Origin of the sequence: Paenibacillus sp. L3-i20, assembly GCF_022180385.2 — a bacterium.
Classification (GTDB): Bacteria; Bacillota; Bacilli; order Paenibacillales; family Paenibacillaceae; genus Pristimantibacillus.
Window position 1 is genome coordinate 1,972,046 of sequence record NZ_BQME02000002.1, and the last position, 20,144, is coordinate 1,992,189.

Annotated in this window: 16 protein-coding genes and 1 riboswitch; of the genes, 2 read left to right on the forward strand and 14 right to left on the reverse strand. The window is 41.4% G+C overall.

What is annotated here, in order from left to right:
• Positions 1 to 107: 107 nt before the first annotated feature.
• The 5 genes from MFF31_RS23015 to MFF31_RS23035 form a co-directional block, all read right to left on the reverse strand.
• The gene (locus MFF31_RS23015; protein ID WP_238191379.1) at positions 108 to 806 is read right to left on the reverse strand and encodes a class D sortase; all 699 of its coding nucleotides are present in this window, start codon (positions 804 to 806) and stop codon (positions 108 to 110) included.
• Positions 807 to 811: 5 nt separating this feature from the next.
• Positions 812 to 1,243 (reverse strand): GtrA family protein, encoded by a 432-nt coding sequence (locus MFF31_RS23020; RefSeq protein WP_238191382.1) that lies wholly within the window; start codon positions 1,241 to 1,243, stop codon positions 812 to 814.
• Positions 1,233 to 2,240, reverse strand: coding sequence for a glycosyltransferase family 2 protein (locus MFF31_RS23025; protein ID WP_238191384.1), 1,008 nt, complete (start codon positions 2,238 to 2,240; stop codon positions 1,233 to 1,235). Before MFF31_RS23025 ends, MFF31_RS23020 begins: the two co-directional genes overlap by 11 nt.
• A 24-nt stretch (positions 2,241 to 2,264) precedes the next feature.
• Positions 2,265 to 6,080 carry a glycosyltransferase family 39 protein gene (locus tag MFF31_RS23030; RefSeq protein ID WP_238191386.1) on the reverse strand — a complete coding sequence of 1,272 codons (3,816 nt, stop codon included), beginning with the start codon at positions 6,078 to 6,080 and terminating at the stop codon, positions 2,265 to 2,267.
• A gap of 159 nt (positions 6,081 to 6,239) precedes the next feature.
• A complete protein-coding gene (locus MFF31_RS23035) occupies positions 6,240 to 6,971 on the reverse strand; it encodes a YhcN/YlaJ family sporulation lipoprotein (protein ID WP_238191387.1) in 732 nt (243 codons plus the stop codon).
• Between the two features lie 179 nt (positions 6,972 to 7,150).
• Between MFF31_RS23035 and MFF31_RS23040 the strand changes: the two genes are divergently transcribed.
• The gene (locus tag MFF31_RS23040) at positions 7,151 to 8,161 is read left to right on the forward strand and encodes a ketoacyl-ACP synthase III (RefSeq protein WP_238191389.1); all 1,011 of its coding nucleotides are present in this window, start codon (positions 7,151 to 7,153) and stop codon (positions 8,159 to 8,161) included.
• 41 nt (positions 8,162 to 8,202) lie between these two features.
• Here the strand turns inward: MFF31_RS23040 and thiO are convergent, their stop codons facing one another.
• The 7 genes from thiO to yfkAB all read right to left on the reverse strand — a co-directional run bounded on the left by thiO (position 8,203) and on the right by yfkAB (position 16,432).
• Positions 8,203 to 9,321, reverse strand: a complete 1,119-nt coding sequence (gene thiO, locus MFF31_RS23045; protein WP_238191391.1) for a glycine oxidase ThiO — start codon at positions 9,319 to 9,321, stop codon at positions 8,203 to 8,205.
• Positions 9,321 to 10,148, reverse strand: a complete 828-nt coding sequence (locus MFF31_RS23050; RefSeq protein WP_238191393.1) for a thiazole synthase — start codon at positions 10,146 to 10,148, stop codon at positions 9,321 to 9,323. The genes thiO and MFF31_RS23050 overlap by 1 nt, the downstream gene beginning before the upstream one ends.
• 4 nt (positions 10,149 to 10,152) lie before the next feature.
• Positions 10,153 to 11,016 (reverse strand): thiamine phosphate synthase, encoded by an 864-nt coding sequence (gene thiE, locus MFF31_RS23055; protein WP_238191395.1) that lies wholly within the window; start codon positions 11,014 to 11,016, stop codon positions 10,153 to 10,155.
• A gap of 35 nt (positions 11,017 to 11,051) precedes the next feature.
• Positions 11,052 to 12,137, reverse strand: coding sequence for a ThiF family adenylyltransferase (locus tag MFF31_RS23060; RefSeq protein ID WP_238191398.1), 1,086 nt, complete (start codon positions 12,135 to 12,137; stop codon positions 11,052 to 11,054).
• Positions 12,130 to 13,887 carry a phosphomethylpyrimidine synthase ThiC gene (gene thiC / locus MFF31_RS23065; protein ID WP_238191400.1) on the reverse strand — a complete coding sequence of 586 codons (1,758 nt, stop codon included), beginning with the start codon at positions 13,885 to 13,887 and terminating at the stop codon, positions 12,130 to 12,132. The genes MFF31_RS23060 and thiC overlap by 8 nt, the downstream gene beginning before the upstream one ends.
• Positions 13,888 to 14,071: 184 nt before the next feature.
• Positions 14,072 to 14,174: riboswitch (TPP riboswitch) on the reverse strand.
• A gap of 45 nt (positions 14,175 to 14,219) precedes the next feature.
• Positions 14,220 to 15,251 (reverse strand): sporulation integral membrane protein YtvI, encoded by a 1,032-nt coding sequence (ytvI, locus tag MFF31_RS23070; RefSeq protein ID WP_238191402.1) that lies wholly within the window; start codon positions 15,249 to 15,251, stop codon positions 14,220 to 14,222.
• 23 nt (positions 15,252 to 15,274) lie between these two features.
• Positions 15,275 to 16,432, reverse strand: coding sequence for a radical SAM/CxCxxxxC motif protein YfkAB (gene yfkAB / locus MFF31_RS23075; RefSeq protein WP_238191404.1), 1,158 nt, complete (start codon positions 16,430 to 16,432; stop codon positions 15,275 to 15,277).
• A 260-nt stretch (positions 16,433 to 16,692) separates the two neighbouring features.
• Between yfkAB and MFF31_RS23080 the strand changes: the two genes are divergently transcribed.
• Complete coding sequence (locus tag MFF31_RS23080; protein ID WP_238191405.1) at positions 16,693 to 17,271, forward strand: GNAT family N-acetyltransferase; 579 nt, start codon at positions 16,693 to 16,695, stop codon at positions 17,269 to 17,271.
• A gap of 147 nt (positions 17,272 to 17,418) precedes the next feature.
• On the opposite strand, the gene MFF31_RS23085 is transcribed toward MFF31_RS23080, so the two are convergent.
• Both MFF31_RS23085 and MFF31_RS23090 read right to left on the reverse strand, forming a co-directional pair.
• Positions 17,419 to 18,528 (reverse strand): HD-GYP domain-containing protein, encoded by a 1,110-nt coding sequence (locus MFF31_RS23085; protein WP_238191407.1) that lies wholly within the window; start codon positions 18,526 to 18,528, stop codon positions 17,419 to 17,421.
• Between the two features lie 136 nt (positions 18,529 to 18,664).
• The gene (locus MFF31_RS23090; protein ID WP_238191409.1) at positions 18,665 to 20,119 is read right to left on the reverse strand and encodes a bifunctional metallophosphatase/5'-nucleotidase; all 1,455 of its coding nucleotides are present in this window, start codon (positions 20,117 to 20,119) and stop codon (positions 18,665 to 18,667) included.
• Positions 20,120 to 20,144 lie beyond the last annotated feature (25 nt).

A 20,144-nucleotide genomic window follows, 5' to 3' on the forward strand; every position in this document is an offset into this window, starting at 1 on the left:
TTTTTATGGTTTAACAAGGGCAAGGGATACAGTCAACTTATCATATGAAGGGGGCATATCAATGGTGCTCTCAATGAGTAAAATAGGCGCAATTGCACTTTACTGAATCATTTCATCTCTGCATGAACGATTAAACGATGTGTTGGATCAACAACAGGATCACAAGTGATCAGCGTCAATCGCTTATCCGTCTTATTATAGTTGAGTACAGATACATCTGTTGGTTCTACAATTGAAATTTTATTTACTGTATATGTAAATGTTTTTCCACTCGTTTCAATTATAATTTTGTCATTAACCTTTATCTCGTTTAAACGATTAAACAATCGTCCCTTCGCACGCATTCGGTGAGCAGCAATAGCAGAATTACCTACCTCACCAATAGCTGCTGTTTCTTTAAGATGTGCCGCTGCATATTTCAAGTTTTTTTGTGTAGCACCTTCTAGCACAGGTAACTTCAATTTGATGCTAGGTATTTTAATGGTCGCAATAGCATTTAACACAACAGAAGCTTTTTTTTGTACAGGTGTTTCTAAAGGTTCTACTGAAGACTCTACAGATGTCTGCTCAGGATCAGTTGTCGCTGATGGAAGTTGCTCACTATTACCAGTCTCCTGCTCGAATAAGGAAGTGAGGTCGTCATATTGCTCCTGCGCCTCAGCCTCTGCTTCCTCATTCATTTCACTTTCTTCCCATTCTGCCATCAGCTTTTCTTCCTGACGGATATCGTACCACTCGCTTGCTTTTGGATAAAGAATAATCAATACGCCTATTATGACAAGTCCAAACGCTAAGAGCTTCCTCAAATGGATCACCCCGTTTCTACAGCACTTTTATTAACAAATACCCATCTTTTTGTACCATAAAAGTTTAAAACTACAATAAGGGCTGTTACAATTGCCTTCGCTAGTAAGTCCGACAGACCGATCACTTCGGAAGCAAATGCAATTAGCATAACTGAGAGTGTCAACATAACACCATTCCAAAATAGAAACCTTAGCCTACGCTTCCATCCCTCAGCTTTGCTGTCGTCTTTCCGTTCTGCACGAAAAGTAATTGTACTATTCATAATATAACTATTGGTCATACCAGCAAGATAAGCCCCCGCTTGTGCACCAGCATAATGGACATTCAAACCAACTAACAGCATAAAAACGAGAAAATCAATCGTGGTGTTCAGCACACCAATTAAACTAAACTTTATAAATTGTATGAGCCATTTACGGCGTCTCTCATCTAACATAATGCTTAACTCGCTCCGTCTCTTCAATAACACGTGTGTCTTCACGATCAGTTTCTTTTGACTCATAACCTTGCACTTCTCGAACGATATAAAGCGGACGATTTTTGGACTCGTCATAAATCCGTCCAATATATTCGCCTATAACACCAAGCAATATAAGTATGATGCCGTTAAACAATAAATTAAGACCGACGATCGTTGTCCATCCCGTCTCAGTTGTATTGGTAAACAGCCTCTGGTATATAACAATAAGTAAATAGATGAAACTGCCAAGTGACAAAAAGAAACCTAAATAGGTAGCGATCTTGAGCGGCTTATAAGAAAACGAAGTTATTCCATCAAGAGCAAATCTGATCATTTTCCTCAGTGGATATTTCGTTTCTCCTGCAAACCGTTCTTCACGTACATACTCAACACTCGTCTGCCTAAAGCCAATCCAGCTTATCAACCCGCGTACGAAGCGGTTTTTTTCCTTCAATCCTCGAAGCACATCGCATACTTTACGGTCAATTAAGCGGAAATCTCCTGTATCAAGCGGAATATCAACATTCGTCATACTACGCAGTACACGGTAAAAGGCCATTGCAGTTAATTTTTTAAATAGCGTTTCGCCTTTACGCTTTAATCTGCGGCCATATACAACTTCGAATCCCTCTTTCCACTTATCAATCATATCGAGAATTACTTCAGGAGGATCTTGCAAGTCTGCATCAATAACTATGATTGCATCACCCTGTGCATAATCCATTCCAGCCGATATCGCTATTTGATGTCCAAAATTTCTTGAAAAGTCGATTAGACGAACGTTTGGATCAAGATCACCAATACGTTTCATCAGCTCCACAGTTCTATCCTTACTTCCATCATTAACGAATATGAGCTCGTACGGCTGACCCGCAGAATCCATCACAACCTTCAGCCGCTCATACGTATGCTCTATAACAGCTTCTTCATTATACATGGGTACTATTATACTGTAGGTTACCGATGCTTTCATGTCAAAACTCCTCAAATCCATTTTTTAGAACAACCAGCTAGGAAACCAACGCAGCCATGTATCAACATACCACTTTGAAACAGTCATTCCGGACAAAGCTGGGTAGAACATAATGAACAAACCTAATGCTGCTAACATAAATATATTTCTAATCCTTGAGAAGGCAGGTTTCTTCTCCTCAATGACCATAAATATATACACAATACTAAGTATGCTAAACGGCACCATCGCAAAATAATGATAAATAAATGTTTCTCTAGTTACTAACATCCACGGAACATATTGCGATAAGAAGGCTATCCAGAGCATATATACTGCTTTGTCTCTACGCTTAATGCTCAGAGGGATCGTTATTAACATCGTTATAATTCCCGTCCACCAAATGATCGGGTTACCCATTGCAACGATTGTCGACTTCATTCCTGCTGCAAGCTCGCTCCCAGAATAATACCATAGTGGTCGTTGAATGAACGGCCATTCCCACCACGACGAAGAAAATGGATGTGAGGACACTAGCTTACTGTGATAGCTGAACATATGAACTTGATATTCCACAAGCGCTTTGAGCGTAAAGCCGCCCTCCATGACCGAAAGTACTGGAATATAGGATAACGCATATATACCAGCTGGAACTGCAATATAGAAAATGAGACAAACGGCCAGCGTCATCAAAGTATACTTTGGAAAAACCGTAATCATTCTCCGAAGAACCGCTTCATCCATTTTTGTATCCGTAGTCCCGCGTTTTAGCATTCTTTTTGCTGCTTTGTATTCCTTATACCGTTCAATTAAAGATATTGCGAGCATAATAGCAAGTCCAGCACCACCATAGAGTACAATCCACTTCGATGCTACACCTAAGCCAAAGAATAGCCCGGCCAAACCAAGCGGAACAAACGTTGCCGCTATTTTTTGTCGATAAAAGTTCATCGCTGCATACTTATTCATAAAATAGAACATAAGCATAATAAAGAAAACGCCATACACATCAATTGTAGAAATTCTCGTTTGTGTAAAGTGCATAAAATCTACTGCTAACAGACCACCAGCAAATGCTGCATAGGCTGTTTTCTTAAATATACGTTTAGCCATCAAATACATGATCGGTATCATCGCAATTCCAAAGACAGTACCCGCTATTCTCCATCCAAATGGATTAAGGCCAAACAACTTAATACCTAGAGCGATAATGAGCTTACCAAGCGGAGGATGTGTATTTTCATAAGCAACAATCCCTTCAATATGCTCATAAGCAGTGCGGGCATGATAGATTTCATCGAAATAACTGCCCTTCATATAGTTATGGTTATACACCATCAGATCTTGCTCATCAAATAACGCATCCAAAGAACCTCTTCTTGGTTCTCCAGATTGCTCGCCATTAATGGCTACAATCGGAAGAGGCACTTTACTTCCTGCCTCATAAAATGCAAGTTCTAACATGGAAAAACCCGTTTCTGTTACTGTTAGCTTCACATACCTTGCCTCTTGGTCAATTTTTTGGCTTCTCCAAGAAAAGACAGCAACATGATTATTGTCTACTTCAAGAGTATTTGTCCAATTGTCAGGTGTCATGCCAAATTCATATTTGTATTTTCCAGTTCCTACACCGCCTAGACTTGTAATACGCTCCAAACGCTTCGGCTCGCCAAGATCAACATAGAAACTTTGACCCATTGCATCAGGCTGCCAATCAGTAACAGGTCCCTTCATTGAACCTAATCCTGCAATAGCGACAATGGCATAGATAGCAGTAATACAAACCATCCAATACCAGTCTTTACGTTTCAGCAGCTTTTCTTTTGGTTTGGAACTTTCTAAACCTTCATTTTCAAAATCAGACAGAATGAGATCGTCCTCCTTTTCTTTCTCTTCCGATGATTTCTGCTCAAGCGTCAAGAGGTTCCCTCTTTTATAACGATCGTAACCAACATAAAGTGTATAAAGTAGCAGACCGATATTAACTGTAGAACAAACAATGACTATACCATCCATCGGAACATTAGATGTATCTTTGCTGTATGCCAACACATAACTCATATTTATAAAATTGGTAATTGAAAAGCCGAAAAACAAATGTAATATTCGACGATCAAGCGACTGGATATAAGCAAATATACTAAGCAACATGATCGGGAACATATATCGTTCATGCATCTTCGTGACAACTATAAATACGACAGAGATCAAAATCATTGCAATAAAAAACGAACGATCTTCCCTTTCTCCATCTCGCTTAGCACTAGCAAAAGCAAAATAAACAGCGAGAACTACTGCGACCAAGATAAATAAATTACCCCAGCTCTGATAGCTCATGAATAGCCAATTTTCAGTAATTGGCTTCCAATTAGCATTACTTAAAGAATAGAGGTTAAATGCGTTTAATGTTGCATAAGGGTATGAAGATAATGTTTCCTTATATAAGTTGAATAAACCAATAAGACCACCTTGACTCCAAAAAAACGGGAGAGAAAGAAAAATAAAAGTTCCAAAGCCATAATAAGCACTGACAGCGACTGCTCGCCATTTTTTGTGAATAATAAAGGCTAACAATAAAACTGGCATAAAAATGAATGCTTGCGGCTTAATAAGTGCGGCAATCGCATACCAAACGGATGCCTTGCCAAAGCGCCGTTCAGCAATTCCACTAATAGCTAAGACGAGAACAAGAGCAAATACCGAATCAACCTGTCCCCATGCAGCAGAATCAACAATTATTGCTGGGTTAAACAACCATAAGATAGCTAAACCTACCGCTGTAATTGAACTCAGCTTCTTTTTGGCTATACGGAATATAAATGCCGCTGCAAGTAAATCAGCTGCGATTGCCGGAAGCTTATAAAGAAGCAATATGCCGCTAGAACCTTGAGTAATCCCAAGCCACTCTTTAAGATGACCCAAGATGAATAACACATAAATATAGCCTGGCGGATAATCAACAAAAATATCAGTATGATAAAAACCTGATATTCCTTCCTTAACTACATGTTCGGACCAAAAGACAAACAATGCAATATCGTTGACATAACCTTCATTTGTAATGGCCAAAATAATTCGAATGGCAAGGGCTGCTGCAAAACTACCAAATAAAAGAATAGGAAGCCATTTCCTGCGTCTTTCAAGCCAAAGTTGATCTCTAAATAATTTAGTGTAGATGGCAGCAAAGAGCAGCGTAAATAATACTGCAATGAGTAACGGTTTCAAGATAGAAACTGTTACCTGTTGCTCTTTTGCTTTCTCTCCCTCTACTTGGGAAGCTTCAAGTAAAAATACTGCAGCTCCTTCTGGTGCTGAAGACACTTCTTCCACCGAAAGGGCATCAAACCACGCCTTGCCTTTGTTAATACTCCCATAACCGCCTAAACTGGCGCCAACCATTAATTCCTTTTGCCCCTTGCCTGTTTTACCGTAATACTCTAAAAATGTCCACGCACCGCTCGTTCCATGAATCTGCGGATACTGCACAGCCACTCCATCAACGTATAAATGTGCACCAATTGCGTTAGCACTTATTTCTTCTGATTTTATATAACCCGAGAATCGATACAGTTTATTTTCTTTAACTTTTACCTTCTGCACGAATCGAGCATGATTTTCACTGTTATTTTGTATAACTATCGACGAAGCGCCTGAATATGGATCTTCCGAGTCAATTCCATATGTTGTCGCACCTTCATCCTTTACCCACGCTGCTTTTATCCAATGTTTAGGCATTTTATTATCAATCTGTTCAAAGTCGCCATTAACTAATAAATTTTCAGCGGCATAGCTCGTAAATCCTGGCAGAAGCAGGAAGAGCAAGAGCATAACAATAATCGTACGGGAAACGCCATTACTCATCTCCATCACAATCCCCTTCTATATCCAACAAATATAATATGTATTACAAACTCATTATCACTTTATCGAATGCAATCCCTAAGGTCAATTAAAATAACAAAAAACAACAAAAAACTGACTAGCACTTAGGCAAGTCAGTCTTATAGCCACAACTATCTTTTACTCGATTAATCCTGCTTTCTTTCTGCTCGTTTGTGAACTATTTAACCCGCTTTTCGGTGGAGCAACAGGAAATACTCTCTCTGCTAATGCGTTAAATTCCATAACATAATTTTGTACTGGATAACCCATATTCACATCGTTCATATAGGCATTCATTCGGCCGACAAAGTCTGGATGAGCTGACACATAAACATGGTCTATATGTGGCCTTATTTTTTTTACAACTGCTGCGATTTCTGATACAAGCTCGTCCGTTAACCTCTCTTGCCCCGTAGACAGGCTGCTCATTTTTTTCCCAGTTGCAGCACCTTCCTTACCAAATAATCCAATGTTCGTTCGGCTCATCATTTTGCTGTTAGCTTTTTGATCCTTCTCTACCAGTGAAACTGCAACATAAGCGTTATTATCGGCTAACATGACGTACGATGATTTTACTGCCTCAATCCCTTGCAATCTGTCGGCAATGTATCCGCTCATTTCTAAATGATAATTTTTATGAGACCCGACAAGATTATTACTATTTAACCTTCGCCCATTAACACGGTTTCGTTCGTTCATTCCATCGTCAGCGAAACGTTTATCTCGCAGGAACTCTCCTCCCGAATGATCATTAATGTTATTTGTGCGAATATTTTTGTTACCCAAATCACCTTGCTTGTCCATACTACAGCCATATAACATCGTCCCGAGCAAAAGACTTGCTGATAGAACGGTCCATTTTTTATGCATGAGATAACCCCCTCATCAGATTCCACAGCAATGTTCTATTCGAAAGCATGTGCTTATCGTTCGCAATACTTATCCCTCATATTCAGCAGATTGACATCTGGATGTAAATTCAATATGATTGGTATCAAGTATTAGTATCAGGTGCTAAAATATACACAATAGTAAAGGGCGTGCTGCGAATGACTTCTCATAATAAGGGAGAACTACTACGGTCCAATGCTAAAATAACAGCGATCGGTACTTATGTGCCCGAACGTAAGTTGACTAACGAGGATTTAGAGAAACTTGTAGAAACGAGTGACGAGTGGATTGTTCAACGAACGGGTATTCACGAACGCCGCATTGCCGCTGAGAATGAATTTACGAGTGATCTTATATTTAGCGCCATTACGAATATGATTGACCGATATTCCGTCAACATCGAAGATGTTGATTATATTATTGTAGCAACATCAACTCCCGATACCATCTTTCCAAGCATGGCAGCCAGAGTACAGGAACGCTTCGGTGTAACCAATTGCGGAACGATTGATATTCAAGCAGCGTGTGCTGGATTTACCGCAGGACTCCAGCTTGGGAACGGTATGCTTTTGACAGGCATGTATAGAAAAATTTTGGTAGTCGGGGCAGATGCTCTATCAAAAATAACCGATTATTCGGATCGTACGACATGTATCATATTTGGCGATGGTGCTGGAGCTGTAATGATGGAGAGAACATCTCAGGAACAATCAAGCTTTATTGCCACTTATTCTGACACGGATGGCAGCGGCGGTCACAACGTTTACCTTAATAATTTGTCAGCGTCTATAGGTGAACATCCAATTGCAACAAACGGAAAGCTTGTCCAGAACGGCAGGGAAGTTTATCGCTGGGCGATTAGCAGCGTTGCTGAAGGGGTTAGGAAGCTCATTCATTTAAGTGGACTTACAATAGAAGAGATTGATTGGTTCGTACCGCATAATGCCAATCAACGCATTATTGATGCTCTAAACGAGCGCATTGGGTTTAAAGAGGATCAATCGTTATCAAGTATTGCCCATTACGGCAACACTTCTGCTGCTTCGATTCCACTTGCTTTAGATGATGCAATAAAAGATGGACGAGTACAAAATGGTCATACATTGTTGCTTCATGGATTCGGTGGAGGCTTAACCCAAGCCGGAGTCGTTCTTCGCTGGACCCTATAATAAATAATAGAGAATGCTCTTCAGCATTCTCTCACATATGGTTAGGTGAATCTATTTGGGGAGAAAGGCAATAAGCTTGTATGATGCATGTTTCCGTCAAGCATATCACCTACTAATCGAGCAGTGACTGGACTAAGTAAAATACCATTGCGATAATGACCGGCAGCCATTATAACGGATTTTTTACCACCTACTGTACCTAGTAGCGGTAACCCGTCAGTCGTTGCTGGTCTAAGTCCAGCCCATCGATGTGCCGTATCTCGAGCAGCTAGAAATGGAAACCATCGTTCACTGCTCTTAACCAATCGATTGATTCCTTTCTCCGTCACACTCGTCTGGAATCCTGCCACATCCTCTGATGCTCCACAGACGATGCGACCATTTCTTTTGCCTACCCAGTAGGCTTGACTTGAGAAGACCATATGTTTTAATTCTTCCATGCTGCCATCATAGGAACAAATTTGCCCTCTTATCGGATGTATAGGTATTGTGATGCCTAACCAGTGTTCAAACATTCCAGACCATGCACCTGAGCAAATGACAGCTCTTTCCGCACGGACAGCTCCTAATAACCCACTAGTCAGAACTGATACTTCTCCTTCTTCACTAAGATCGAGCGATAATATATTACCCGCACATTCGAAAAATTTGACGTCCAGTTTTCTACATGCTAACTCCAATGCTTCCACGAGCTTAGGTGCATAAACATGACTTTCTTCCGGATAATAAATGGCTGCGATAGCTTCTTTAGAAAGATTCGGCTCAAGATTATGTAATACAGAACCTTCAATAAGCTCCGCTTTTGCGCCCCATTCATTATGCCAGCGTAGTCTGGAGTGGATAGGCAATAAATCCGCTTCGTGTTGAAATACGTTTAAACTGCCGCTCCTTAACCACTGGGCGGAAATACCTGAATGCTGCTCCACTTTATTAATCCAATCAGGGAACTGTTTCAAGCTGCTTAAACAAAGTCCAAAAAAAGCATCTGGTTGCTCTGTATTTTCAGAAAAAGGTGCCAACATCCCGGCAGCAGCTCCAGAAGCTTGACCCCCTAACCGTTCGGGCTCCACTAATGTTACGTTATATCCTCTGCATGCAGCTTCGAATGCACAAGATAAACCAATGATTCCGCCCCCTAAGATGAGCACTGTCCCGGACATTAGCCATTTCCTCCTGCTCCACTGCTGCGAGCGAATTCCGGAAATAATGATCCCGCTTCATCGCTGCTTGCGGAAGCATATTTTTTCTTCGGTATACGACCTGCTTTATGGGCCATTCTGCCAGCTTCTATTGCGAGTGCAAAGGCTCTAGCCATTACAATTGGATTCTTAGCTTTCGCAATAGGTGTATTCGCCAAAACAGCCGCCGCACCAAGCTCCATTGCTTCCGCAGCATCCTTCGGCGAGCCAATTCCCGCATCTACTATAATGGGTACTTTGGCATCTGCGATAATAAGGGAGAGATTATACGGATTAAGCAGTCCAAGCCCTGTCCCGATAGGCGATGCTCCAGGCATGACCGCTGATGCTCCCGCTTCCTCTAGTCTTTTGCACAAAATAGGATCATCTGAAGTATATGGCAAAACAACAAAACCTTCCTTTACGAGCTGCTCTGTTGCTTTTAATGTTTCAAATGGATCTGGTAGTAAAGTGATAGGACTGCCGCTTATCTCCACCTTAATCCAGTCGCCTAGACCAGCTGCTCGTGCTAATTTGGCAATGCGAACAGCTTCCTCTGCCGTTCTTGCACCAGACGTATTAGGTAAATAAGTTAACGTCCGTTCACTGACGTGTTGGAGAATGGAATCGTCTTCAGCATATTCCAGATTTACCCTCCTAACCGCAAAAGTTATAACGTCCGTTCCTGAAGCATCGATCGCACCTTGTAGCACTGCTGGACTAGGAAAGCGACCTGTACCAAGAAAAAATCTAGAAGTTAACTGCTTTCCTCCTATTACAAAAGGCTCTGCACCAACATAGCGATCCATGTCGTTAGCCACCCCCAACAAATTGAATGAGTTCAATTTTTGCACCATTTGATAACTCTGTATCAGACCACAATGAACGTTGAACAACTGCACCATCTAGTTCCAACACAAGTCGCTTGCTGCTTTGACCTAACTGCTCGATGAGCAGCGCAATATTATTAGCAGTAGTTGTATGCTTCTGTCCGTTCAGCGTAATCTCTTTTGCTGATGAAATAATACTGGATGACTTCTGGGCAAACTCAATACGTTCACGTAACAATTTGCACATCTGCGCAGGATCATTGTCACCAACAACTGCTGAAACAGCACATATTCGTAAAGCTCCGGCCGCTAAAACTTGATCTATATTTTGCAGTGTTATTCCACCGATTGCTACGAATGGAATTGAAACTTGATTTGAAGCTTCGGTGATATACGATGTTGTTACTGCTGCACGACCAGGTTTCGTATCTGTGGGGAATACTGGACCTACGCCAATATAATCAGCCCCTGCTCGCTGTGCCTCTATCGCTTGTTTAATATTATGAGTCGATATACCAATAATTTTATTTGGACCAAGCAATGCTCGTGCTTGTTCAATCGACGTATCTTCTTGACCAAGATGAACGCCATCGGCATCAACTTCAAGCGCTATATCAACATAATCGTTAACGATAAAAGGTACGTTATACTTTTTTGTTAACAATCTAAGTTGTTTCGCTTGCTCTAGCACTGTTTCCCGTGTTCCAGTTTTGTTTCGAAGTTGTAAAATATCTGCACCGCCGATAAGCGTCTGCTCCATTACTTCAAGGAGCGATCTTTCTGGATGATTGTTTTCAGCTGTAATCACGTACAGTTGGAACTGACGCCAATTCGAACTAGCTGTCATCTCTTAGTCCTCCTCTGCCTATTGCGACTAGTCTTCTATCTAATCAATTCACCAAGCAAATAATGCTCGCATAATTGGATTGCTTTAGCAGAATCTACAACACCTTGGACTAATACTCTTCCATCAGGAAAAAGCACCAAGCTTTCCCCGCTTCTTAAGCTCGCTTTGACTAAATAGCGATTTACAGTGAGCTCACAGTCCATTCCCTCAAGTTTTCTTCGCATCAAATCCAATTCTATTTGATGAGGTAAAGTAACTTGAACAGAATCTCTTCCGCATAGCACAACCGTGCTCTCCATTTTGATTGGGGCAATCCGCCCTTCAGAAGCCCCTACTTTACGATTGTTACGTGCAGCAGTATCACCACAATGTGAACATTGATTTGAGGGAGCTGGTAGACTAGATTCATGAAAATTAAATTTCCACAAATCTGCGCTGACCAAAGACTGCCTAAGAGCATCTCGATTGCCGCTTAGCCATTTCAACACTTCAATTGTTTGAAGCGATGCTACAAATTCTACAGCAGGGGACAATACGCCGACTGTGGAACAATTATCCCCTTCATCTGTTGAATGTTCCTCGCCAATCAAACAACGTAAACAAGCTGTTTTGCCTGGTACAAGCATAGCGGACATTCCGTTTGAACCGGTAACACCTCCGTAAACAAACGGAATATTCAGTCCATAACAAACATCACTAAGCAGAAGTCTTGTAGCAGCATTATCCGTACCGTCCAGTACAATATCTGCACCCTTTGCAAAGTGCCAAGCTGTATGTGCATTTACATCAGCTACATGAGCAACAATTTGAATCTGACTATTAATTAAGCGGAGCTTCTCCGAAGCAGCAACCGCTTTTGGCACTGCCGCTAACGCATCAGCTTCATTAAACAGTACTTGTCTTTGCAAATTGCTCGGTTCTACGAAATCTCGATCGATGATTCTAACTTCTCCGACCCCAGCACGAACCATGTGTTGTGCAAGTGACGAACCTAATGCTCCACATCCGACAATGAGCACGCAGGATTGTTGAAATTCCACCTGTCCATGGGGTCCAATTGGTGCAAACTTCGTTTGTCTCGAATACCGATCCTGCCACAAGATATCGGTTCCATTATGCATAAATCGAACTCCCGGCCGCCTTAAATGAATCCGACTTTTCTTTCATGCCTGCTTCAATCGCTTCCGTTGTTTCCATCCCGTTCTTAGCCGCATAGTCCCGTATGTCCTGTGTAATGCGCATGCTGCAAAACTTCGGTCCACACATAGAACAAAAATGTGCAGACTTCGCTGCTTCCGCTGGAAGTGTCTCATCGTGATATGCCATTGCACGTTCTGGATCAAGAGACAGATGGAACTGATCCCGCCATCTGAATTCAAAGCGAGCTTTCGAAAGTGCATTATCACGAAGCTTCGCATGAGGATGCCCTTTTGCTAAATCGGCCGCATGGGCTGCAATTTTGTATGTTATAACGCCTTCCTTTACATCCTCCTTATTCGGCAATCCAAGATGCTCCTTCGGCGTAACATAACAAAGCATTGCTGTCCCAAACCAACCGATCATTGCTGCTCCAATTGCTGAAGTAATATGATCGTATCCTGGTGCAATATCGGTCGTTAGTGGTCCAAGTGTATAGAATGGAGCCTCGTCACAAACTTCCAATTGCCTCGTCATGTTTTCTTTGATCATATGCATCGGTACATGCCCTGGACCTTCAATCATTACTTGAACATCATGCTTCCAAGCTATCTTCGTAAGCTCACCTAACGTTTCGAGTTCTGCAAACTGTGCTTCGTCATTCGCATCCGCAATTGAGCCAGGACGCAGTCCGTCACCTAGCGAGAAGGAAACATCGTATTGCTTCATAATGAGACAGATGTCTTCAAAGTGTGTATATAAAAAGTTTTCCTTGTGGTGGGCTAGACACCATGCAGCCATTATCGAGCCACCACGTGAAACAATGCCCGTTACCCGCTTCGCAGTTAGCGGAATATATCGAAGTAACACACCGGAATGAATAGTAAAATAGTCGACACCTTGCTCTGCTTGTTCGATCAAAGTGTCTCTGAACACTTCCCAGCTCAAATCTTCAGCATTGCCATTCACTTTCTCTAATGCTTGATAGATCGGCACTGTACCTACAGGTACTGGAGAGTTGCGTACAATCCATTCTCTTGTTGTATGTATGTTTTTCCCCGTCGATAGATCCATGATCGTATCAGCACCCCATCTAGTTGCCCAAGTCATCTTCTCAACTTCTTCTTCGATTGATGATGCAACTGCGGAGTTACCGATATTGGCATTAATCTTGACGTGGAACCCACGTCCAATAATCATCGGCTCACACTCTGGATGGTTTATATTTGCTGGAATAATGGCACGACCAATGGCCACCTCATCCCTAACAAATTCAGCAGACATACCTTCTCTGATCGCGATATACTCCATCTCTGGCGTTATAATACCTTTGCGAGCATAGTGCATCTGTGTAACATTCTGTCCTTCTTTTGCACGAAGCGGCCGTCTTGATTGTTGTGGAAATAGTTCAGCACCACGTGCAAGTGCTCTTTCTTCCGATGTGAAGCCATTATCTTCAGGCTTGATTTCTCTACCAGTATAGGATTCAACGTCTGCTCTCTCCGTAATCCATTCCTCTCTAAGTAGAGGAAGCCCTGCTCTTACATCAACCGTATATTCTGGATCAGTGTATGGACCGCTTGCATCATAGACACGTATAGCATCATTTGCAATTTCTTCACCATTACGACCTTGGCTTGGCGACAGAGCAATTTCTCTCATTGGAACTGCTATAGACGGTTTTGACCCCGTAACATATACTTTGCGACTGCCTGGTAGTGGTGTTGTCAACATAACAAAAAACCTCCCGAATGGAATTATTGGAATTCCACCTGGAGGCACACACAGTCATATGAGAAAGTTAGAGGACGTTGCATTTCTAATCACTTACTCCCGAAATCAGCTGATAGTTACTATATCAGAGACTAGAGCAATATGAGCAGCTGCACACACTTTATGCGGAATCACTGCTAGAGCGAATCCGTTCGTCCCACTTTCCTACGCTGGCATGACCCAGATCAGGTTCAAAGGGACCAAAGCAAATGCTTTATCTCAGCCTTTCGGCGCCCCTAGTGGATTTCCTTGTTAGACTATAACGCCAGCCGAAGACGACTGTCAACTTATTTTTACAACTTTATCTTGTTTTGGAACAAACCCGCCTGCTTAGCCGCCATATAAATGATGACGATAAGCGGTCCAATAAATACGCCAATAATACCTACCAGCTTAAAGCCCACATATAAACTAATTAATGCCGACAAAGCACCTATTCCAACAGAATCACCGAGTATTTTTGGCTCAACAACGCGGCGGAACACTGTAATGACTAAGAACAATACAATTAATCCAACGCCTGTAAATACATCTCCAGTAAGGATCAAATACGATGCCCAAGGTACAAGAACTGATCCTGTTCCTAGTATTGGCAATATATCTACAATAATGATTAACAAGGCGATTGCCATCGGATATTTAACATCCAAAATAAGCAAGCCGGCCAATGAAAGAATATAAGTCATCGCGCTAAGAATGATTTGTGAACGAAGAAAACCAAATATAGATTTTCTTAAGTTATTTAATACTTGATCAACTTGAGCTCTTGAGGATTCTTCAAAAAATAATAAGAATGAAGACTTCATCGTATTTAGACTGAAGCTAAACATATACACTGCAACAAAAAACACAATGAAGAAAATAAACATGCCCGGCAATGTTGATGCAAATACTACAACTGTACTGGACAACTTTTCTACCAACGTTGATATCGTATCCGTTAATTTTAATAAATAAGATTCTAACGTCGTAACCGACTCTGGAGGCAATGTTTGATACATCCCTCTCATATCGATAAGTAGCTGATCAAAAAACTCGATGGCATTTTCAAAATAATGAGGAAGCTTATTCATAAATGCAATGAGCTCCGCTACAATCTTGATGCCAAGCAGTACGATTAACCCAATAAATATAACAGTAAACAACGTACACGTTATAACGGCAGATAGTAGCCGATTCATCTTGAAGCGTTTCATCATAAATCCATTAACTGGCTCCAGAAAAATTGCTACAATGAGTGCGAGCAAGAACGGCGCACCTACTGTGAACATCAAATAAATAAGAAACAGACCTACTGCTATCAGAATGATCGCTCGTATAGACATGCGTCCCCCTCCTCCCTTTACTACTATTCAAGTATGGCGCTTCGCATGTGAAAATTATCATTTTTGTAATACATATCTTTTACGAGCAAATTCGGCCCACAGCAAGAAGCAGCAGGACAATGACAATTAACACTGTCAGCAAGCGGGTGCACTAACCAACGATCAAACAGATCATCCAACTTTGAATGAGCAATATTACCGAATGCAGGTACATCTGAGAAGTCCGTTACGAATACATCCCCAGTAAATAAATTAACATTTAGACGGTTCCGTCCATCTGGGTCGTTCCGAACGGTCGTATTGGGCTCATTTGCTAGACGCTTAAGAAGATTTCTTTCCTCTACATCATTACTGCAATGATAGAAAGGAAGGGTGCCAAATAACAGCCACACGGAAGGGTCGCGACTTTCCAGTAAAAGCTCAATTGATTGCCGCATCTGCTGACGTGTTATGACGGGCAGATCTTTAGCAAAGGAACTTGGGTACATCGGATGCACTTCATGCCGCTGACAGCCCATCTCTACAATTAGACGATGAATTTCATCGATTTTGTCAAATGTACGGTAGTTAATCATCGATTCAGCAGATACCAACACACCTGCATCACTGAGTCTTTTGGCATTGTCTATCATACGATCGTATAGTTTAGCCGCAGCGCTAAGAGAAACGGTATGACCAGCTTTTGCAAAGCCCACTTGGTGAAAATCGTTAGCGTTCGTGTAATTAAATGAAATATGCATGACATCCAGATATGGAGCAAGCTTCTCGTATCTACTATAAGGAAGCGTCACATTGGAGTTAATTTGTGAGCGAATACCACGGCTCCTAGCATACTTAAGCAACGGAACCATATAATCGTTAACTGTACGATCAGAAAATGTCGGCTCTCCGCCTGTAATACTGATTGTTTCTAAATGTTCAACTTCATCCAGCCTTTGCAGCATTGATGCTAAAGGAATTTTGTCCGGCTCAGTCATCACTAGCGTATCGCCAACAGCACAGTGTTCACAGCGCATATTGCATAGATTAGTTACAGTCATTTCGACACTAGTCAATCGATGTTGACCATACTTCTGGAGTGATCTTATTGGGTCCCAAGGATCATTCATTGGGGTAAGTAGCGGCAAGGACGATGATACGGAGCTACGTGAATGTATTGGTTGTGTATCTACTATGTTCATATTTTTCAGCACCTGACTTAATATCTTAATATTTTTATCTCTTTCATTGTAATGTTAGATGGGGCAGGAAGCAAATAAATCCGCGTCTTTATTAGCATATCCCTATATACTGGAAAAGAAACCAACAGTCTACCTTTTGTTCTAATTATGATGAAATAAAGCCACTTTCCCCAGTAACTTTTTCCCAAAATCTCACGCTTGACTACAATCCCTATAGTAATTATTGTTAAATGAACTACTATGAAAGGTTGAGATGTCAAATGATTACAACGAGCCCTGTCGTACTTACAGGTAATAAAGTGCAATTGCTGCCTATGGAACTTCATCATAGCGAGGGCATATATAATGCAGGTAACTTTCCTGAAGTTTGGTCATTTGTTAGAACTCGTGTAGATTCACTTGAAAGCTCAAGCGCGTATGTGCATGAAGCTTTGGAACAACAGAATGCAATTCCTTATGTCATTGTGGATCGAGAAACTGGGCAGTTAATCGGCTGTACTCGTTTATTTAATATTTCTGTACCTTATAAAAGCTTGGAGATTGGATCTACTTGGCTAACCCCCTCCGTATGGAGAACTTCAACTAATACGGAATGCAAATATTTGATTCTTAAGTATTGCTTCGAAACGCTGGGAACCATACGTGTACAACTCAAAACAGATAGTCGGAATACGCGTTCCCAAACTGCGATCGAGAGACTCGGAGCAGTTAAAGAAGGCTACTTAAGAAATCATATGATACTGCCGGATGGATATATTCGTGATAGTGTTGTTTACAGTATTATTGACCGTGACTGGTCAGACGTTAAACATCGTCTTGAGACATACTTGACTCTTTAATCTCACATTAAGATGTCCATTAATTCATTCGGCATTAGCTCTTATATCCTAATATAAATACAAGAGAGGAGCCTAGTCGGCCCCTCTTTCTTTGATCCATACTGTACAGAATTTGTTGTATGTACCTATATATTAAGTTGTAAAATGCTATACAAGTTGTGCATCCGTTTCTTTCTCGTTTACTCCAACAATCATCATTGTTAGTTGTTTCGATAGATCGATTTCGTAAGGTGCTTTCAATTGTTCTCCCGCTTCATTATTTAAAACTCGAACAATGGGACGATGAGGGTAACTGCTATTAAGATCAACAACGATACCTCGCTCACCAGTATGAAGTTTTACGGATATCCCTATAGGATAAATTGCTACTTTGTCACGGAATTGTTGCAACATACTTTGCTCATAGAGCGTTCCAGTTCCAGCATATAGTCGTTCCATCGCATCATGCGGCAATATCGGCGAGCGATAAACTCGATTAGTCGTCATCGCATCGTAGGAATCTACTAATCCAATCCATTTGGCATAATCATGAATTTCATTTCCTTTAATACCTCTAGGATATCCACTACCGTCCAGCCTCTCATGGTGCTGAAAAGCACAATGAGCAACGATAAGAGGTAAATTAGGCTCATCCTTTAATAACTGATACCCCATTTGCGCATGACGTTTCATTAATTCGAACTCACTATTTGATAAAGTGCCAGGTTTTTTAAGTACATCTGTAGAAATTTGCGTCTTTCCTATGTCGTGCAGTAATGCTCCCATGCCAAGCGTCGTCACTTCTTCACGAGAATAACCACTGGACATTCCGAGCAATGTCGTATAAACACAAACATTTAGCGAGTGCTGAAACAAATAATGATCTACAGTACCCATATTCATGAGCATAATCATTGCATCTTTATGATTAGATAGATCGTCAATAATTAGATTCATCATTTGTTTGAACGGTTGAGCAATGTATGGAAAAGTAACCCCCTTCTTTTTGTTAGGGCGATCCATCATTTCTCGAAAACTCGTTCGTATTTCTTTAATGGCTACTCGGAACGTTTCCTCACTAATAATTGAAGGTGGGGTAATATCATCCGTACGATGATCCTCTACGTAGACATATTGGACACCACATTGTTCCAGTCTTGTAATTAGACGTGATGTTAGTTCCATATGATCGCCGAGAAGGACGATACCATCTTCTGAAAATATTTTTTTTGCTAGCCTCATACCCGGCTCACACTGCGAAATTGGTAGCAAGCGCATCTTCTCGGTCCTTTCCTAAACGTCCTCTGTACAATTACTATCGGAAAAAACCGCTTATTATTTTAATTTAAGTGAAAAATCATAAATTCGCAACCATTTTATCCTAATTATTCGACAAAATGTGTCAATTTCCCTTCTAATTAGATTGGATTGCACCAGTTTGATGCCATCTATGCTCATGGCAGAGCTGAAGGGACGCTGGAATTGCAAGTTCATGCTCGATTACATCTCTAATAAACTGGGGTAAGTAGTAGTCAAATTTCTCCGCCTTGGAAAGTGACTCATAGCCAGCTTTGAAACTGAACATATCGATTGAACCAACTGTGTACAACTTTGCATCCAAAAGTTCCTCACCATTTACTTTTACAGAGATTAGTTTGTTCATAGCGGGACGCGTATTGTCATATGTAATGTTCATTCCATCAACTGCGAGTTTTCCGAGCACTACACCACGAAACCCATATCCTTTGATTGGCTTGCGGAAAAAATCCTCTAGTAGAGACTGCTCAAGTGCAGTACGAATATATTCCCCTGCAATAATCATTCGGCAAGGATTAATTGGCGAAGGACATAACGCATGGAGTTCGCCCGAAGTAACGTCACCTATTGATAAACTTCCCAGTAATTGACCAGAGTTGACTAACCCTATCTCAGCATCCGTCCATTTTCTTAATCCTGCTGCAAGCAAATTGCTAAATGGGGACTCCCTCTCTGGGTTTTGAGTTAAGGGGACAGACAAAGTAGATACCACTCGACTCAAGCGATGGCGACTAATTTCTCTATATTTTAAAATGATGTCGTAAGCTTGCGCTTTCTCCTGAAACGCTCCTGTAGGTATACACTCGCCTTTAAACAGTGGACGACCCGTCATTTTGTCAATTGTAATCTCAACTCGCCCTATGTAATCGCCAAACTTACCTGCGGCGCATATCGTCGTATCTCTAATAACTAATGGTTCTTCTAAAAGATGATGTGTGTGTGCACCCAAAATGAGATCTATACCGTCAATTTCCATTGCCATCCTCTGATCCAATGGCAAACCAAGATGCGACATTACAACGATAACGTCCACCTTGCCTCTAAGCTCTGCAACTTGAGCACGGATAGCTTGTAGCGGTTCTGAAGTCGTCCAGCCAAGCAGCAAATAAAACTCATAAAAGTTAGCGGTAGCACCGATTATTCCGAAGTTGATACCGTTTTTATCAATGATTGTATACGGATGCATCCATTCTGGACGTTCACCTGTTGAAGTAAGCTCCATATTTGCACATACAACTGCTGGCTGAGAGGGCTGCTTATAAAGATTGGATAGTACTTCACTTGAGTAAGTAAGTCCTTCATTATTACCTAATGTAACTACCTCATATCCCGCTTCGAGCAAAAGCTCCAGGTTAACCATTCCATCGCTGCCTTCTGTTTCCTGACGCATACGATCCATATGATCACCGCAATCGACTGCGAGCACACGATCTGCACCATTGGTTCGCCTTTCCTCTGCAATAATAGTGGCGATGCGTGCAGCGTTCTCCAGTCTACTGTGAATATCATTACTATGCAGAAGTACCACTTGAGCCTGTGAGCGATCCGTCAAATTAAACCACGCCTCCTCATCGCTT

What these genes read in the sequence shown, in the direction of transcription:
- MFF31_RS23020 (WP_238191382.1), bottom strand. Translation starts at nt 1,243, where the DNA reads ATGTTAGATGAGAGACGCCGTAAATGGCTCATACAATTTATAAAGTTT.
- MFF31_RS23025 (WP_238191384.1), bottom strand. Translation starts at nt 2,240, where the DNA reads ATGAAAGCATCGGTAACCTACAGTATAATAGTACCCATGTATAATGAA.
- MFF31_RS23030 (WP_238191386.1), bottom strand. Translation starts at nt 6,080, where the DNA reads ATGAGTAATGGCGTTTCCCGTACGATTATTGTTATGCTCTTGCTCTTC.
- MFF31_RS23035 (WP_238191387.1), bottom strand. Translation starts at nt 6,971, where the DNA reads ATGCATAAAAAATGGACCGTTCTATCAGCAAGTCTTTTGCTCGGGACG.
- MFF31_RS23040 (WP_238191389.1), top strand. Translation starts at nt 7,151, where the DNA reads ATGACTTCTCATAATAAGGGAGAACTACTACGGTCCAATGCTAAAATA.
- thiO (WP_238191391.1), bottom strand. Translation starts at nt 9,321, where the DNA reads ATGTCCGGGACAGTGCTCATCTTAGGGGGCGGAATCATTGGTTTATCT.
- MFF31_RS23050 (WP_238191393.1), bottom strand. Translation starts at nt 10,148, where the DNA reads ATGGATCGCTATGTTGGTGCAGAGCCTTTTGTAATAGGAGGAAAGCAG.
- thiE (WP_238191395.1), bottom strand. Translation starts at nt 11,016, where the DNA reads ATGACAGCTAGTTCGAATTGGCGTCAGTTCCAACTGTACGTGATTACA.
- MFF31_RS23060 (WP_238191398.1), bottom strand. Translation starts at nt 12,137, where the DNA reads ATGCATAATGGAACCGATATCTTGTGGCAGGATCGGTATTCGAGACAA.
- thiC (WP_238191400.1), bottom strand. Translation starts at nt 13,887, where the DNA reads ATGTTGACAACACCACTACCAGGCAGTCGCAAAGTATATGTTACGGGG.
- ytvI (WP_238191402.1), bottom strand. Translation starts at nt 15,251, where the DNA reads ATGTCTATACGAGCGATCATTCTGATAGCAGTAGGTCTGTTTCTTATT.
- yfkAB (WP_238191404.1), bottom strand. Translation starts at nt 16,432, where the DNA reads ATGAACATAGTAGATACACAACCAATACATTCACGTAGCTCCGTATCA.
- MFF31_RS23080 (WP_238191405.1), top strand. Translation starts at nt 16,693, where the DNA reads ATGATTACAACGAGCCCTGTCGTACTTACAGGTAATAAAGTGCAATTG.
- MFF31_RS23085 (WP_238191407.1), bottom strand. Translation starts at nt 18,528, where the DNA reads ATGCGCTTGCTACCAATTTCGCAGTGTGAGCCGGGTATGAGGCTAGCA.